Below are 15,634 nucleotides of genomic sequence, written 5' to 3'. Positions count from 1 at the left end.
GAATTCGATCATCTGATCGCCTCATACCTGCTGAACTTGTTCAGTACATAAAATGGAGTGTTAATCATGTCATTGATATTAGCTGTTGATCTAGGCGGCACGAAAGCACATACTATCATCGCCGATTACCAAGGCAATATTTTGGGCTTTGGAGATGACAAAGAATGGGTCTATCAAGCGCTGGAAAGACGGATATATAAAATGGTGCGTATCCGTTTCGCTACAGACAAAGCTCTCGCCGACGCAGGATTGTCCACGTCAAATATTGATCGGGTATCTGCAAGCTGTTCCGGTGCGGATTGGCCGTTTGAATTACCTATTGGAGTCAGACAGCTTCGCGAGACGTTGGGCGTCCAGAATGTTTCTTACTTTAATGATTGCATTGGCGCGCTTCGGGGCGGCACGGAGATGATCGGACACGATTGCGCTGTCATCTGCTTGGGCACAGGCGCCAACTGCGCGGTCTATAACAAGGACGGACAGAGTTACGAGTATGGCTACTACTTAAAGAACGTACATCAGGGAGGCGAAGCCATAGGCCGCTTCATTGTGGACGCTGTGGTGGACGCCAGCGTCGGTCTTGCGCCGGCGACCGAACTAACGCGCCTGTTGCTGGATTTTACGGGTTTTTCATCCGTAGAGGAGTTTTATATGCTTTGTACGACGGGACGAACCGAAGACGAGTCTCCCAAACAGCCGCTGTATAAAGATTTCTGCCCGTTGCTTTTTGAAGCCATACGGCTCGGGGACGCTGTGTCGCTGAAGTACATTGAACTATTTTGCGCCGATTTGGCTAATTATGTGGTGGTTGCCGCAAAAAAACTGAATATCGTTGACAGGCCGCTGCCTGTGGTCATTTCGGGAGGCGTGTGTAAGGGCGACAACATCATACAGGAACTTATTGAAAAACGCCTCAAGGAAAAAATACCCGGAGCATACTGTATAAACGCGCGGTTTGAACCGGTAATCGGCGCGCTGTTAATGGAACTGGATCGCACTTATCCGCAGGGTATTCCCGTGGGCGTTATGGAAACGCTTGAGCGTTGCTGCACCGAACGGAAGCTTTTCCGGGATATCGGAGATGCGGAGTCGGTAGGATAAAAAAGAATCGAAAATCAATAGTTGGGTAACAAGAGGAGCAGGGCAATTTTTCATAGTTTGCCCTGTTTCTAATTAATATAGATCTCCAAAGTTATGTCTGATTCTACAATACAAGTAATTACAAAGATTCATTCTTTACAATAAAATCGCTTGAAAATAGTGTTCAAATTATAAAGGAGATGCAAAGGAATCCGAGTCGTATCTAACTATTAGAAAGCGCTTTCACCTTGTGATGGTCGTTTGACCGGTATTAATACGGCATTTTCGCCAAGTGGGATTACATCATCGGCCACAACAAACCGCAATAGGGGAAACACGCCGCCATTCATCAATCTTTTAAGGCTCGAAAGGAGAAAAGAATTTGGGCAAGAGAACCGAGTTCCTTTATATGTCCGAACCGGACGTCATTGAAGCTGGTGTTCTGGATGTTAAAATGTGCGTGAATAGTGCAGAAGAGGTGTTCAAGCTTTTAGTGCAGGGCGACTATCTGATGGGAGGAAACAATCATAACAATCACGGAATGTATATCGTTTTCCCTAAAGAGACGCCATTTCCCAACATGCCTGTTGCCGGGCCTGATCGCCGCTTTGTAGCCATGCCTGCTTATCTTGGCGGACGCTTTGATATATGCGGACAGAAATGGTACGGCTCAAATGCAGAAAATAAAATAGTGGGTCTCCCCCGATCTGTCCTTATGCTTACTCTGAATAATAAAAGCACTGGCGAGCCTTTAGCCTACATGAGCGCAAATCTGATCAGTGCTGCCCGTACCGGCGCGGTCCCTGCCGTAGGCGCCCGTTATCTCACGCGAAAGGATTCCAAGGTGCTCACACTTGTTGGCTGCGGCCCTATTGGCAAAGCCTGCTTCGATTCGATCATTACTGAACTTCCGAATGTTGAAAAGGTTATCTGCAATAACCGCTCTGAAGCAAAAGCCGTTTCACTTGCAACCTATATCAAGAAAAACTATGCCCTGAATGCCGTCGTTGAAAACAGTCTTGAGTCTGCCGCCCGTGAAGCTGATGTGATTTCTGTCGCCGCCTCCCGTACCGCTCCCCTGCATTTCAGACACGAATGGATAAAGCAGGGTTGTACAATACTTGCCTCCGGTCCTCTCCAGTGCGATGAATCTCTCTGGATGGACACGGATATCGTTTATGACCATATCGGCTTGCACCATGCCTATGTAGAAGATGCAATCGAATCCGGTGACAAGGAAGCCTATTACAGCGGCGTAATCGGCGGGCCAATTTATCGCCTTATTGATGCTGGCAAGAAACCGGCTATTGATGATTCCGTCAGCATCGGCCAGGTCATTATCGGTAAAAATCAAGGCCGTATCAGCGATAAGCAAATTATTTGCTTTGTTTCATGCGGTATGTCTGTATTTGATTTAGGTCTCGGATATGATCTTTATATGACTGCGCTCGAGAAGGGAATCGGTAAGAAACTGCTGCTCTGGGAGAGTCCGAAACAAAGTGAAGAAGCATAAACGGCTACGCTGATTGATGTTGATAAGGAGATTCAAAATGAAGCCCAAAATAAAAAACAGACACGTCTTGCTGTCACATGGCGACGTCGAAAGTAGAAGAATTGTTCTTGATATTGCGGATAAGACACTGCAGTATCTTGATGCTTACGAACGAATCAAAAGTATCGCTCGTATGGAGGGCGATATCCTGTGTATTGGAAGCCGCAAATGGGACCTCTCCCAAAAACGCAACGTCTATCTTATCGGTGCGGGGAAAGCCTGCAATCACATGGCAATGGCAGTGGATGAGATTCTCGGTGATCATCTTACTCTTGGTATTGCGATAGTGAAGATTTCCGAGGAAACAGATGTTTTTCAAAAGACAAAAGTATATGTGGGTGGTCATCCGCTTCCTAACGAAGAAGGATTACGCGCCTGCCAGGAAATATTAAAAATCGTTGATCATGCAACTTCCGATGACCTCTTTATTGTTGTGATGAGCGGCGGAAGCTCAGCTCTTATGAGCTGCCCGATTGACGGGATTACGCTTCAAGATGAGAGTGACACTTCCGATATTATGTTGAAGTCGGGATGCAGCATATACGAAATAAACGCTATTCGCAGGCACATAAGCCAGATGAACGGCGGCATGCTGGCCAAACGTATCCAAGCCCGCGGCGCCGAGCTGATCGGTTTCGGAATCAGCGACGCAGTAGGTACACCTGCGACCCATAATATAGGTGAACCATATAAGGATTATAAAGGCACCCCCATGGGACCGGATCAGACCACGCTTGAAGAAGCAAGGCGGATCATACACGATTACGATGTTAAAGACCGGCTACCTAAAGCAGTTGTTAACTACATCATGAATGTGGGTCCCGAAGGAGAAACGCCGAAGGCATTTCCTGAAAATACCTACTTTCTCATTAACAGTCTGCCCGATTCCTGCCTATATGCAAAGAAAGCAGCAGAGGAGATGGGTATTCCAGCTGTCATTCTTTCCTCCTTCATCGAGGGTGAAAGCAAAGATGTGGGAACGGTTTTTGCATCCATTGCCCGGGAAATCCAGAATCGCGGCAATCCCGTCGCTGCTCCTTGCGTAGTGTTGAGCTCCGGAGAAGTGAACACAAAAATTCTCGACAATTCTCAAATTAAGGGGCATGGTGGTCCTGGTCAGGAACTTACGCTCAGTTTTGCTATTGCCGCTCAGAAGATACCCGGCTGCGCCCTTCTTTCCATCGACTCGGAGGGAACCGACGGAACAACCAAGGTAGCCGGAGGCATTACGGATTCCCAAAGCTTTGCGGTTGCCTGCGGAAAAGGAATTGATGTTTATGAATCCTTGCGCGGCCACGCATGCTTTGAAGCGCTTGAAGAGATTGGAGATACTATCTTTACGGGAAACACCGGAACCAATCTATGTGATTTGCACATTATGTATGTTCCCGCCCTTCCCGGAAAGACCATGGAAAAACATGGCAACCGGATCAGATCAGTTCATGCTCGTCAGCTTATAGACTGCAAGTGTCGACCCATGGTCGAGGTTGATGTTGTTACGGAAAACGGATCAATGGGCACCGGTGCCGCTCCCACCGGCAGTTCCGTGGGGATGTACGAGTCCTGGGTACTTCGTGACGGCAACCCGAACGAGTACGATGGTCTCAGTGTTCACAAGGCTGTTTCGAACATCAATGAAATAATCGCCCCCAATTTGATAGGGTTGAATGTAACTGACCAAAAGATGCTTGATCAGGTTATGATCGAACTTGATGGCACTCCTGATAAGCAGGTACTTGGCGGCAACGCTATTTACAGTGTTTCCGTCGCCTGCTACCGTGCGGCGGCAGCGACCCAACACCGTCCGCTTTATGATTGTATTTCCGGAGGCAATGTGAAAACCGTCCCTATTCCATCATTTAACGTGATTAACGGTGGCCAAAACGGCGGCATTACTCAGGCCTTCAACGAATTCATCGTCATGCCTTATCGCGCTGACGACATCGAGGAAGCTGTGGAAATCGCAGTCAAAGTATTTCAGAAACTCGGCCATGTTATAAGGGAATACACCGGCGCCGAACCTGCCGTCGGGCAGTCTTACGGCTGGGTAGCCCCCTCCGAAGACCCTGAAGTATGCCTTGACCTGATCCAAACGGCCATCGACCTATGCGGTTATACCAACAAATGTGCATTTGCACTGGATTGTGCATTGAGCGAAATGTATGATGTAAAAACCAACCGCTATTACCTGAACGGAAAGTATGCGACCAGTGACGAGGTTATCAGCTATATGAAGGACCTTACGGAAAAATATAATTTTGTATTCATTGAAGACATATTGGATGAGAACGATTGGGAAGGTTATGAAAAAGCGCATAAGGAAATTACTCGTGCACTTATCATTGCAGACGATCTTACCGTTTCAAACAAAGCCCGTATTTTGCGTGCTCATAAGGCTAATTCCATCGATGGCTTCATTTTAAAGCCTAACCAGGTTGGTACAATCAGTGAAGCGCTTGAAGCTCACAACTTTGCAGAGGCCCACGGGCTGCTCTCGATCACTTCCGGGCGTTCCGGCGGCGTCGTCGACGATGTTGTCATGGATATGGCAGTCGGACTGCAGATCCCTTTTATCAAAAACGGCTGTCCTCGTTCCGGCGAGCGCATTGAAAAGTTGAACTTCTTGATGAGGGTTAAAGATAAATACCCCGGTTGTCACATGGCAAAAATCGACCAACTTTTGAAATTCTAAGCTAAGCGACACTCATTTGTGCTTGGAAAGGCAACCTACACATATAATCATGCGGTCGCCAGGCAAAAGGGGCTACGTTCCTCCTATAGTTATAGGAGGATTTTTTATTTCGACCACTTGTTGAACTGGAAAACATATTTTTCAAAACGTGGTAAAATCTCTTCACACAAAAAATCTGAATCTACTAGGCTACTCTGCTAACGAGGAACGAGAGCACAGCAATAGATCCAATCAATCGCTTTTCCTTATTCACTGTTAAGCTGGGTAGGGAATTTATAACAGTTGTCGAAACAATAGACTATCCAATTGACAAGGGGGAGTAGTCATGATTTATCAGTTCATACCGCAGCTTTATTATAATACGATAGGCCAGCATCCACCTATATTGACAATTGGGGATGGGGATACGGTCATTACGACGACAATCGATGCGAGAGGCTGGGACATCAACGGCGAAAGTGCAGCTACTAGCGGGAATCCAATGACAGGACCTTTCTATGTGGAAGAAGCGATGCCCGGTGATACGCTTGCGGTTAAATTCGAATCAATTACTCCGAACCGCAATTGGGCTTGGACAACCAACATGCTTGCCCCAGCAGTTATCGAACCATATGTTGCTGCTTCATTGCCGGCATCGGACATTGTACGCTGGACGGTGGAAGTTTCACAGGGGGTTGCTTATCTCAAGGAGCCATCACCGGGGCTTGCTGAATTGAAACTGCCTTTGCAGCCTTTTCTAGGCTGTTTTGGTGTAGCACCTCCCAATGGTCAGTTCATCTCAACTGCTACGAGCGGCGAGTATGGCGGTAATATGGACTATAAAGGACTGATCGCAGGCACTACTGTTTATTTTCCGGTGTCATCCAAAGGTGCATTGTTTTATTTGGGTGATGGTCATGCCTTGCAAGGCGATGGGGAAATCATCGGTACAGGTCTCGAAATATCTATGGATGTTCAGTTCACAGTTAGCGTTCAAAAAGGAAAAACTATAGGCTGGCCGAGAGGTGAAACCGATACACATTGGTTTTGTATAGGCAATGCACGGCCGCTTGACCAGGCGCTTCAACATGCAACGACCGAAATGTATCGGCTGCTGCAGGAAGATTTCGACTTAACATCTTCGGAAGTCAGCTTGTTGCTGGGACAAGTAGTGGAATATGAAATTGCCAACACGTTTAACCCCGCCTACAGCGTAGTTTGCAAACTGCCGAAATCGGTTTTATCGCAATTAAAGCGATCAAAGCACGCATACAGGGTAGAGTAGTTGACGATTTGACTTGAAGTACATGATACTTATGTTAAAAATGCCAGGGTGAGAATATATTTGAGAAGGCTATATTTCTATTATTTGGTATCTCAAAAATTCATGTTAATACTATTTGTGTTTATTTTTGCTGTGTGTAGTTTATATGCACTGTTTTTTTATTTACTTCTAGGGAAATATATAATTGCTATAGTCTCATTTATTGCTAGTTTACTGTTATCGCTTCTTGTTTTCATATGTTCAAGAAAATTAAGGCTCAAATTGAGAAGGTAGATATTACGAGTCGCTATTGAGCTAACTGAATTCGATAGTTCAATCATGTCACGACGGCAGCCGGCCACAGATCGATCGGTTGCCGTTGTTACGCTAACGGGCAGCATTCCTATTATAAAGAAATACGAGGTTTGAGAAATGAAAAGACTCCTTGGTAAGATGTTTATGGGTCCCAGATGCTCGCCAGCGACCGGATCCAAAAACAAACCAAGGAGACTACATCATGAATTCTAATCAAAATGAGCGTATTAATCAAATCACATCTTCTACCTTAATTGTCGGTGTAGACATCGCAAAATTCAAACATGTGGCTCGCGCACAAGACAACCGCGGAGTCGAGTTCGGGAAGCCAATTACGTTTGAAAACACCCAAGCAGGATTCGAATTGTTTGTGAGCTGGTATCGTAAAATCTTAGGGGAGCAAGGTTTCCTAGACGTTATTGTTGGCATGGAACCAACCGGTCATTACTGGCTGAACCTTGCTCATTTCTTAGAGAAAAGCAAGTGATGCACGTGAAGAAGAGCAAAGAGTTGGACGACAATTCCCCAACTAAAAATGACATCAAAGATGCGAAGGTCATTGCACAGCTGGTCAAAGATGGGAGATACGCCGTACCTAGCCTTCCACAGGGCATTTATGCAGAACTGAGGGAAGCGATGAAGTTGGGAATGCAAATCTGCCATTCAAATGCTGAGCTTTTATTTACTACCGCACTAGCTAGTCCATGTGTCGGATGAGACTTTGCTGCAGCACCTAAGAGAAGCTGCAAAACGAGGACTTGGTTTAGCTCGGATACAGCGCCTGAAGGCAGCGGCCAGCCGTTCTGTCGGCATCCAACAAGGTTCCGAGTTAGCTAAAATGGAGTTGAAGATACTGCTGACCCAGTATGAATGGTTTGTAACAAGCTCGAAGAGCTGGGAGCCAGATTGAATGAATTGCTCATACAGATTCCACATGTGCCGCAATTGCTGGCCATGAAAGGGATTGGAAGAGATACCATCGCAGAATTCCTTGCTGAGGTAGGAGACATTAGCCAGTACCATTACCCCAAACAGATTTCAAAGCTCGCTGGATTGAATTTAAAAACAAATTCATCGGGCACACACACAGGACAGACCAAGATAACAAAGAGAGGCCGGAAGCGTCTTCGTGCTTTGCTTTTTCGAGTGATGATGCCGTTAGTCGCTAAGAACGCAGCCTTCCGGGCTTTGCACGATTACTACACAAAACGGCCGATAAATCAGCTCAAAAAGATGCAATCTCTCATCGCATTGTGTAACAAACTCATACGGATCCTGTTCGGGATACTGCAGAAGGGACATGAGTTCAGCGAAGAGAAATGATCCAGGATATCCCTCGATTCGCAGCATTACCACAAGTAGCTTAAGTGAATATATGCCTTTGTTAAGGGTCTAGTTAGTGAAGAAAACAGATAACAAGAAGCACGGATGAGTCGGAACGGCACTATCCTTACGGACGAAGATCCTGCCGGGCAGCATATCTGACCTCCACCTCATGGACAGGTTGAATGAAGGAATGTGGGAGCGTAGACTCTGCGAGATGTGGGAGGGTTGACCGTCATGAGCTTATGTGGAGATCCAAAGGTGCAACCATATTTTACCGAAGCAACCACTTTTTTGGCGAGTGGTCTAGGTAGAGGCTTTTTTGCGCCTTTACCAGCCCCATAAATTTCTTCATCTACAACTTCGTTCCATCTAGATGTTATCTGTGAAGGAGTGTACTTGGTCAAAATCTAAGAAAACGAGAGCATTTAAGAGAAAAGTGATTCTCCATAGAGGGAGGATAGTTGAATAGAAATGTCTAATATTAAGACCTAATTCATTGGATGAGGAGTGTTAATCATTTCAGAACTCTATGGATATCTTGATCGGAATAACCAGGTCTTAATCGAAGCCGTATACCATAAAGCGACAAACTTCATTGAGGACAGAGCAATAGTATCTGATGGCACAAGATTCAGGGTCATAAATAAGAGAAACGAAACTATTACTTACTTAGATATTGATAGTGCAACCGACTTTGTTGAAGGTTTTGCCTTAATTGCTAAGGAAGGTAAGTTTGGATACATTGCATTAGATGGAAGCATGGCATGTCCGCCACAATATCCAGGGGCGTCTGGTTATTCGGAGGGAAAAGCTATTGTATCCATACAATCCGGTTTTGGAGTTATTGATACTTCCGGGCTATTAATTATCCCTTTCCAGTATGAACGACTGGGGTCGTTTAAAGATAATTTAGCACCATTTAAAGCATATGGAAAAAAGTATGGTTACATTAATCCGACGAATGATGTAGTCATTGAGGGCGCTTGGGATGAGGCGTATGAATTTTCAGAAAAATTGGCGATTGTACAATCAAACGATAAATATGGGGTTATAAATAGCGATGGTAATGTTCAAGTTCCACCAAGATATAAATATCTTAGTAGTTTTTCTGAGGGCTTAGCTGTCTTTCAGAGAAACGGTAAATATGGATACATAAATAGAGACGGTGAAATTGTTATTGATCCAATCTATAAGGACGCTGAACCTTTTGGAACTAATATCGCACCTGTAAAGGTTGGTGGATTATGGGGTTTTATAGATCGAAGTGGTAGTATCATATTGGAACCACAATTCAGTTATGCAACTCGATTTGGTGATGAGATAGCCATAGTTTATCTTGGGAATACTATTGGTCACCTTGATAGCAATTGTGAAATTCACTACTATCCCCAATATCTATCAGTTAATCCCTTTTTGGATGGGGTCGCCAGATTTCAAAGTAAATAGAAACACATATCACGAGGGCCGTCGGCTAAACTAATTGTTCAACTAACGGGACACGATTGTTCAACGAAAGGACTGGGGTGATTTACCTGAAGAGACCTATTGGGATTCATATCGAAGGGACTGTTTTTGCAACAGAAGGGGATCTCGGACATCACGAATTCACAGATGCTTTTATTGAATTCATCCAGAGTAAGGGATGGCAATTTGGAGGCGGTAGCGTTCAAATTGATGAAGATGGGGAGCAAGTTGACGATATTGATTGAGCTAACGGAGAACGTTAGTTCGAAGCCATCTAAGAGCAGTCTGCCACTACGGCGACCGCTCTTTCTTTATTGAACTATCGGGCAGCATTCCTAGAAAGGGCAGGGGCGCCCGAGAAGGAGAGAACCTACCTCGCTCCATAGTTGGCGATATGGGAAATTATTACGCTAACTACAACAAAAGCCTCTTGAGTCGATTAGGCGATTATCGAATCTAATGGTTCGAGTGTAGCCCTGCATGTGGTTTGAGGTAGAATTCACTACACATTGTAACCACACGCAACCTACGTTAAGCGAATGGGGCCGCCTCGTTCATTATGACTAACGGGACACGATAATAATAATTAAAGGTCGCCAATATCGTTTGGCGATCTTGTTGTGCTACATACAGGTATAATTAATTATTGCTGTTGAATAATCCTCAAACCTGATCAACACTTTCAACGTCATACCATAAGAAATACATAAAATAAGGAGTGGTCGTTTTGAAGAAGCTGATAGTTGATCCGTTAGCACCCGACTCTCATCGACATGTTCTTGAAAAGCACTTTACAGAACCGGAGGACAGAGAACATGTACAACCCGTTAAAAATTCATCGCTGGGATCGTATATTTTTTGCCTGCTTAGCGGGGTCCATTTTCATACTGACACTTACGATTACGTGGATTTCATACACTGTTTCCTCTAAGGCATTATTGCAAACCACTTCCTACTATCAACAAGGGCTGCTGACCGAATTAAACAAAAAAACGATGATCCAATTGGATGCGATCGAGCAAACCTCGCTTTCCACGACGCTCAACATGGATTTTCTCGATTATCTTTCGTATAACGGAGACGACGATTATACCCACAACAAAAAATATAACGATACGCTGCAATATTTGACCAATATTGCAAATAGCGTTTCAAACATCTTCTCCATTCATCTTTATATCGAGCATCCGGTTCGTTCCGACCGCCAAAGAACCGTGCAATTTTACGATTTTTCGCGTTTGCAAAAAGAGAGCTGGTACCCGGAGGTTAAGACGACTGACTTCGCCTGGATCGGAGAGCATACCATCGACACGTTCCAAGGACGAATGTCCGTCTTGAGTTTCGCCAGAAAAATCTACTCCAGCTCAAATGAATATAAAGGGTTAATTCTGATTAACGTGAAGGCGTCTGCGATCCGCAGCCTGATTCAGGCCGGTTCGGGTTCTGCTAACCGCATGCTGTTTGATTCCGGGGGGAATCTTCTTGTTGGGGTAGGCCAGCCGATCGCGGCTGATAACGTCTCCGCTTATGTCAAAAATCCGATAAGCGGAGCAGGGAGCTTACGAATCGATGTGAAGAATCACCAACGTTATTTGCTTGCCTGGTCCAAAATGTTCAATTCGGATTGGACGTTAACCGAAATTACGCCATGGAGGAAAGTGACCAATGGAAGTCTCAAACTGGCGGAACTATTACTGATCATCGGCCTCTCCACGATTCTCATTGCAATCGCCATTAGCCTATCGATTTCAAGGCAACTTCATAAGCCTCTCGGGATCCTCGTTAAGGCGATGGGGAAATACGCATTCGACAGCAGTAAAGTGTCCCTTCCCGATGATTACCGAAATGAATTCGGCTATTTGTTTAACAGCTACCGCAGGCAAATGGAACGCATCGACGAATTGTACAGGACGCTTGAAGTACAGCTCCGCCGGCAGCGCGAGGCTGAGGTTAAAGCGCTTCAAGCCAATATTAATCCGCATTTTCTGTATAACACCTTGGATCAAATCAATTGGATGGCGATGCAGGAAGGACAATATAAAATCAGTAACATCCTCGAGCTGACAGGACAAATGTTTCGAATCGGGCTTTCCAATGGAGAGAGCCTTATTCCGATCGCCGACGAGCTTCGGCACGTGGAGTGCTATCTTCGGATTCAACAGCTTCGATGGGAGAATGGGCTTGATTATGAAGTCCGAGTTCCGGATCGTTTAACGACTTGTCTGATCCCCAAAATCACCTTGCAGCCATTCGTGGAGAATGCCATCCTTCACGGCTTCCACGGGCGCAGCGCTGGCTTCATTCTTATTGAAGCCTTTGGATTCGATAGAGGAATCACGATCCGGATAACGGATGACGGACGAGGGTTTCAAGTCAATGGGCCGGATAACCGCAAAAAGGTAAAAGGAGGGTACGGGATTCGAAATGTACGCGAGCGAATTGACGCTTTATTTGGCAGTTTGTACGGCGTAACAATTGAAAGCACCCTTAGTAAAGGGACGGTTGTTTCGGTCTCAATTCCGCTATTGGCCCAGCCGACGGCTTCGTCGTGATTCTTCAAGGAAAATGATACGGGAGGAGAACAAACCATGTGGAAAATAGCGATTATCGATGACGACAGATCGGTGCTCAAAGGGTTAAAAAGCATGATTCCGTGGGTCGAGCTTGGCGCCGAGTTAGTGGGAGAAGGAATGGATGGCCAGGAGGGGTTGGAAATTGTCCGCGTGAGTCGGCCCGATATTATCGTAACCGATATCTACATGCCTGACATGGACGGTATCGAGATGATTCATTCACTCCGTAGCGATGGGTACGAAGGAAAGATTATTATCCACAGCGGCTATAACGACTTCGAATACGCTCGTCAGGCGCTGCGTTTGAATGTGGAGGATTATCTATCCAAGCCCATCTCACTGCAAACGCTGCATGCTGTTCTCGCAAGAGCCATTCGCGACCTGAAGCTTACGCGCCTTCCGAGTCCTTCCATTGGCTTGGTGAAATGGCACCGGCAGTTGGGCGAGGCGATTTTGACCTCGCAGGAAAGAAAGGCGACGCTTATTATCGACGATTTCCTGCGCCAACTGGATGAACAAGGCGTCTTGGCCCTGCCAGCGATTCGGAGGTTCGGCATCGAGTGCTGGACGATGCTCACGTATGCGCTGAATGAAGCCGGCCTCCCGCTCGATGAGACGTTTCCGCCGGCGCTGATTCAGGAAGAAATAAACGCCTTCATGAAGCCTGACGATTTCCGCTGCTGGATCGCCGATAAGATCTCTTCGATTTGCAAAAGCCGATGCAGCAGCGAGAAACATAAGGAAGCCGTGGACTTTATCATCCAATACATCCAACAGCACTATTTTGAGGAGATCACACTAACGGAGCTGGCCGAAAAAGTATTCATATCGCGAAATTACCTATGCGATATTTTTAAAAAAACAACCGGCGAAACATTTCACGGTTACTTGACGCGCGTGCGAATGGAAAAGGCGAAGCAGCTCATTTTAGCAGGAAAGCTTCATATATACGAAATTGCCCAGAAGGTAGGATATAAAAACGTATCGTATTTTAGCACCGCGTTCAAAAAACACTTCAGCGGGGTCAGTCCGACGGACATCAATAAACGCTCACTTTCTGAACTTTTTAAACAATAATCGGACATTTCTTACCTAGACGCTCGAAAAGGCGATTGGTAACATTTTAGTTAAGAAAGCGCTTTACCAATCCCAATAAGAGGTGAAACCATGAAGAAGGAATTTCTGCGGCTCGGAACGACGTTGCTGTTGTTAACCTTGTTTTCTACCGCCTGCGGCTCCCTGGGAGTGAAAGACGAGGCGACGCCGAATACCAACACGACAGCACCTTCCGCTTCGAACGGTACCGAGTCCGTCAAGCTTCGCATTATGTGGTGGGGTTCGCAGGCCAGACATGACGCGACGCTGAAAATGTTGGATTTGTATACGAAAGAGCATCCGAATGTTACGTTCGAACCCGAGTACTCCGGATTCGATGGCTACCTCGATAAATTATCGACCGAGGCCGCTTCCAAAAGCGCGCCGGATATTATTCAAATGGACGCCGCTTGGCTCGCCGATTGGAATGCGCGTGGCCAACTATCCGATCTGTCCTCGGGCATCAATATTGATGATATCGATCCGAAACTATTGGAAACCGGTAAATATAACGGGAAATTGACAGCGATTCCACTCGGAGGCAATGCATGGGGCATGATTTACGATAAATCGGCGCTCGAGAAGCTTGGCATCGCCCCGCCGAACGACGGGTGGACGTGGGATGACTATTTCAGCATGGGCGAAAAGATCAAACCGATGCTCGGTAAAGACCAATATCCTTTTAAAGATGGCACGGCGGATAGCACCTTGTATGCGAATTATCAACTTAGCAAGGGCAAGGGCTGGCCAATTACGCAAGACGGGAAATTCAACTATGATAAAGCAACTTGGTTGGAATACGCGAATAAATTCGTCGACCTGCGGAAGAAAGGAGTCGTGCCGCCTCCGGACGTACAGCTTGCCGATATCGATCTGGACCCGACCCAGGACATGTTGATTAAAGGACAACTGTTATTCAAGGGCATGCATGCGGCGCAAGTCTCAGCTTACGAGAGTCTGAAGCCGAACAGCATCGGGGTCGCGGCGATTCCAAAAGACGAACAGCCGGGAGGATGGCTGAAAGCAACCTTCTACTTCTCTGTTAATCAAGATTCGAAAAATAATGAAGAGGCAAAGAAATTTATCGACTGGTTCATTAACGATCCCGAGGCCACGGCGATCGACGGAACGACCAGGGGCATTCCCATTTCCAACAAAATCGTGTCTGAGATGAAGCCGAAGTTCAACCAAGGCGATCAACTGACGGTAGCGATGATCGACAAGACAGCCAAGAGTTCGCAAGCCTTCAATCCGGGCGCGCCAGGATGGGCGGACTTTGGCAAAGAAGAAGGCGATATTAAACAGCAACTCATGTTTGGAAAAATCACGCCGGAACAAGCTTACGACGAGCTGGCCAAAGCCGCAAAAAAATACGAGAAATAAATGGGGGATTCTATGAACCGGAAACTTCGTTCTAATGCTTTAGCCGGCTTCCTATTTATTTCTCCGTGGCTTATCGGGTTTCTCTTTCTGAACTTATGGCCTATGCTAATGTCATTCTATTATTCGTTAACGGACTTCTCATTATTGTCCCCGCCCAAGTGGATCGGGCTTCAGAATTTCATGGATATTACAGGGGACCACTATTTCTACAATTCCTTGCGCGTTACCTTTGTCTTCGTTCTCATTTCGGTCCCATTGCGACTGTTGTTCGCATTAATGGTAGCAATGCTGCTGAATCGGGATATTCGCGGGATCTCTTTTTATCGAACGATCATCTACCTGCCTTCCTTAATCGGCGGAAGCGTCGCGGTTGCCGTGTTGTGGAGAAATATATTCGGTATCGACGGGTTTATTAATCATTTGGCGTCTTTCTTCGGCATACAAGCCAAAAACTGGATCGGTTCGCCCGAGACGGCGTTGGGAACCTTGATCACGCTTAGCGTTTGGCAGTTCGGATCCGCCATGATCATCTTCCTGGCAGGATTAAAGCAGGTGCCAAGGGATCTGTACGAAGCTGCGTCGGTGGACGGAGCCGGCAAGTTCCGCCAATTCATAGCCGTCACGCTGCCCATGCTGTCTCCGGTCATTTTTTTCAACCTGATTATGGGCGTGATCGGGTCGTTTCAAAGCTTTACGTCAGCCTTTGTCGTCACGAAAGGTGGACCCTTGAATTCGACTGAAATGTATGCGCTCTATTTGTACCAGAAAGGGTTTGCCTCCTTGCATATGGGGTACGCATCCGCATTGGCATGGATTCTGCTAGTCATAGTGGCCATCGCTACAGCGATTAATTTTACAGCCTCCAAATACTGGGTTTATTACGAAAATGAAGCAGGGGGGAGGGGCTAAGT

Annotated in this window: 10 protein-coding genes and 1 pseudogene; all 11 read left to right on the top strand. The window is 46.3% G+C overall.

Features of this window, described 5'->3' with window-relative positions; translation table 11 throughout:
* Positions 1-66 precede the first annotated feature (66 nt).
* The 11 genes and pseudogenes from BMZ79_RS24670 (at position 67) to BMZ79_RS24615 (ending at position 15,632) form a co-directional block, all read left to right on the top strand.
* On the top strand, positions 67-1,101 hold the full coding sequence (locus BMZ79_RS24670; protein ID WP_090645322.1) for an N-acetylglucosamine kinase: 1,035 nt from the start codon (positions 67-69) through the stop codon (positions 1,099-1,101).
* 361 nt (positions 1,102-1,462) lie between these two features.
* Positions 1,463-2,593, top strand: a complete 1,131-nt coding sequence (locus tag BMZ79_RS24665; protein ID WP_090645319.1) for a tyramine oxidase subunit B — start codon at positions 1,463-1,465, stop codon at positions 2,591-2,593.
* 37 nt (positions 2,594-2,630) lie between these two features.
* Positions 2,631-5,324, top strand: coding sequence for a phosphopyruvate hydratase (locus BMZ79_RS34800; RefSeq protein ID WP_218154771.1), 2,694 nt, complete (start codon positions 2,631-2,633; stop codon positions 5,322-5,324).
* A 325-nt stretch (positions 5,325-5,649) separates the two neighbouring features.
* Positions 5,650-6,588 carry an acetamidase/formamidase family protein gene (locus BMZ79_RS24650; RefSeq protein WP_090645316.1) on the top strand — a complete coding sequence of 313 codons (939 nt, stop codon included), beginning with the start codon at positions 5,650-5,652 and terminating at the stop codon, positions 6,586-6,588.
* Positions 6,589-7,084: 496 nt separating this feature from the next.
* Positions 7,085-8,205, top strand: a pseudogene (locus BMZ79_RS24645) (IS110 family transposase).
* Between the two features lie 510 nt (positions 8,206-8,715).
* A complete protein-coding gene (locus tag BMZ79_RS24640; protein WP_090645313.1) occupies positions 8,716-9,654 on the top strand; it encodes a WG repeat-containing protein in 939 nt (312 codons plus the stop codon).
* 77 nt (positions 9,655-9,731) lie between these two features.
* Entirely contained in the window at positions 9,732-9,917 is a 186-nt protein-coding gene (locus tag BMZ79_RS24635) for a hypothetical protein (protein ID WP_090645310.1), read from the top strand.
* 570 nt (positions 9,918-10,487) lie between these two features.
* A complete protein-coding gene (locus BMZ79_RS24630) occupies positions 10,488-12,224 on the top strand; it encodes a sensor histidine kinase (protein ID WP_177222314.1) in 1,737 nt (578 codons plus the stop codon).
* A 36-nt stretch (positions 12,225-12,260) separates the two neighbouring features.
* Positions 12,261-13,322, top strand: coding sequence for a response regulator transcription factor (locus BMZ79_RS24625; protein ID WP_090645306.1), 1,062 nt, complete (start codon positions 12,261-12,263; stop codon positions 13,320-13,322).
* A gap of 90 nt (positions 13,323-13,412) precedes the next feature.
* Positions 13,413-14,723 (top strand): ABC transporter substrate-binding protein, encoded by a 1,311-nt coding sequence (locus BMZ79_RS24620; RefSeq protein ID WP_090645303.1) that lies wholly within the window; start codon positions 13,413-13,415, stop codon positions 14,721-14,723.
* Positions 14,724-15,632 (top strand): carbohydrate ABC transporter permease, encoded by a 909-nt coding sequence (locus tag BMZ79_RS24615; RefSeq protein WP_371263788.1) that lies wholly within the window; start codon positions 14,724-14,726, stop codon positions 15,630-15,632.
* The last annotated feature ends 2 nt before the right edge of the window (positions 15,633-15,634 follow it).

It is taken from the genome of Paenibacillus sp. UNC496MF (assembly GCF_900113915.1).
Classification (GTDB): Bacteria; Bacillota; Bacilli; order Paenibacillales; family Paenibacillaceae; genus Paenibacillus_Z; species Paenibacillus_Z artemisiicola.
This window is presented reverse-complemented; position numbering and strand designations above follow the sequence as displayed.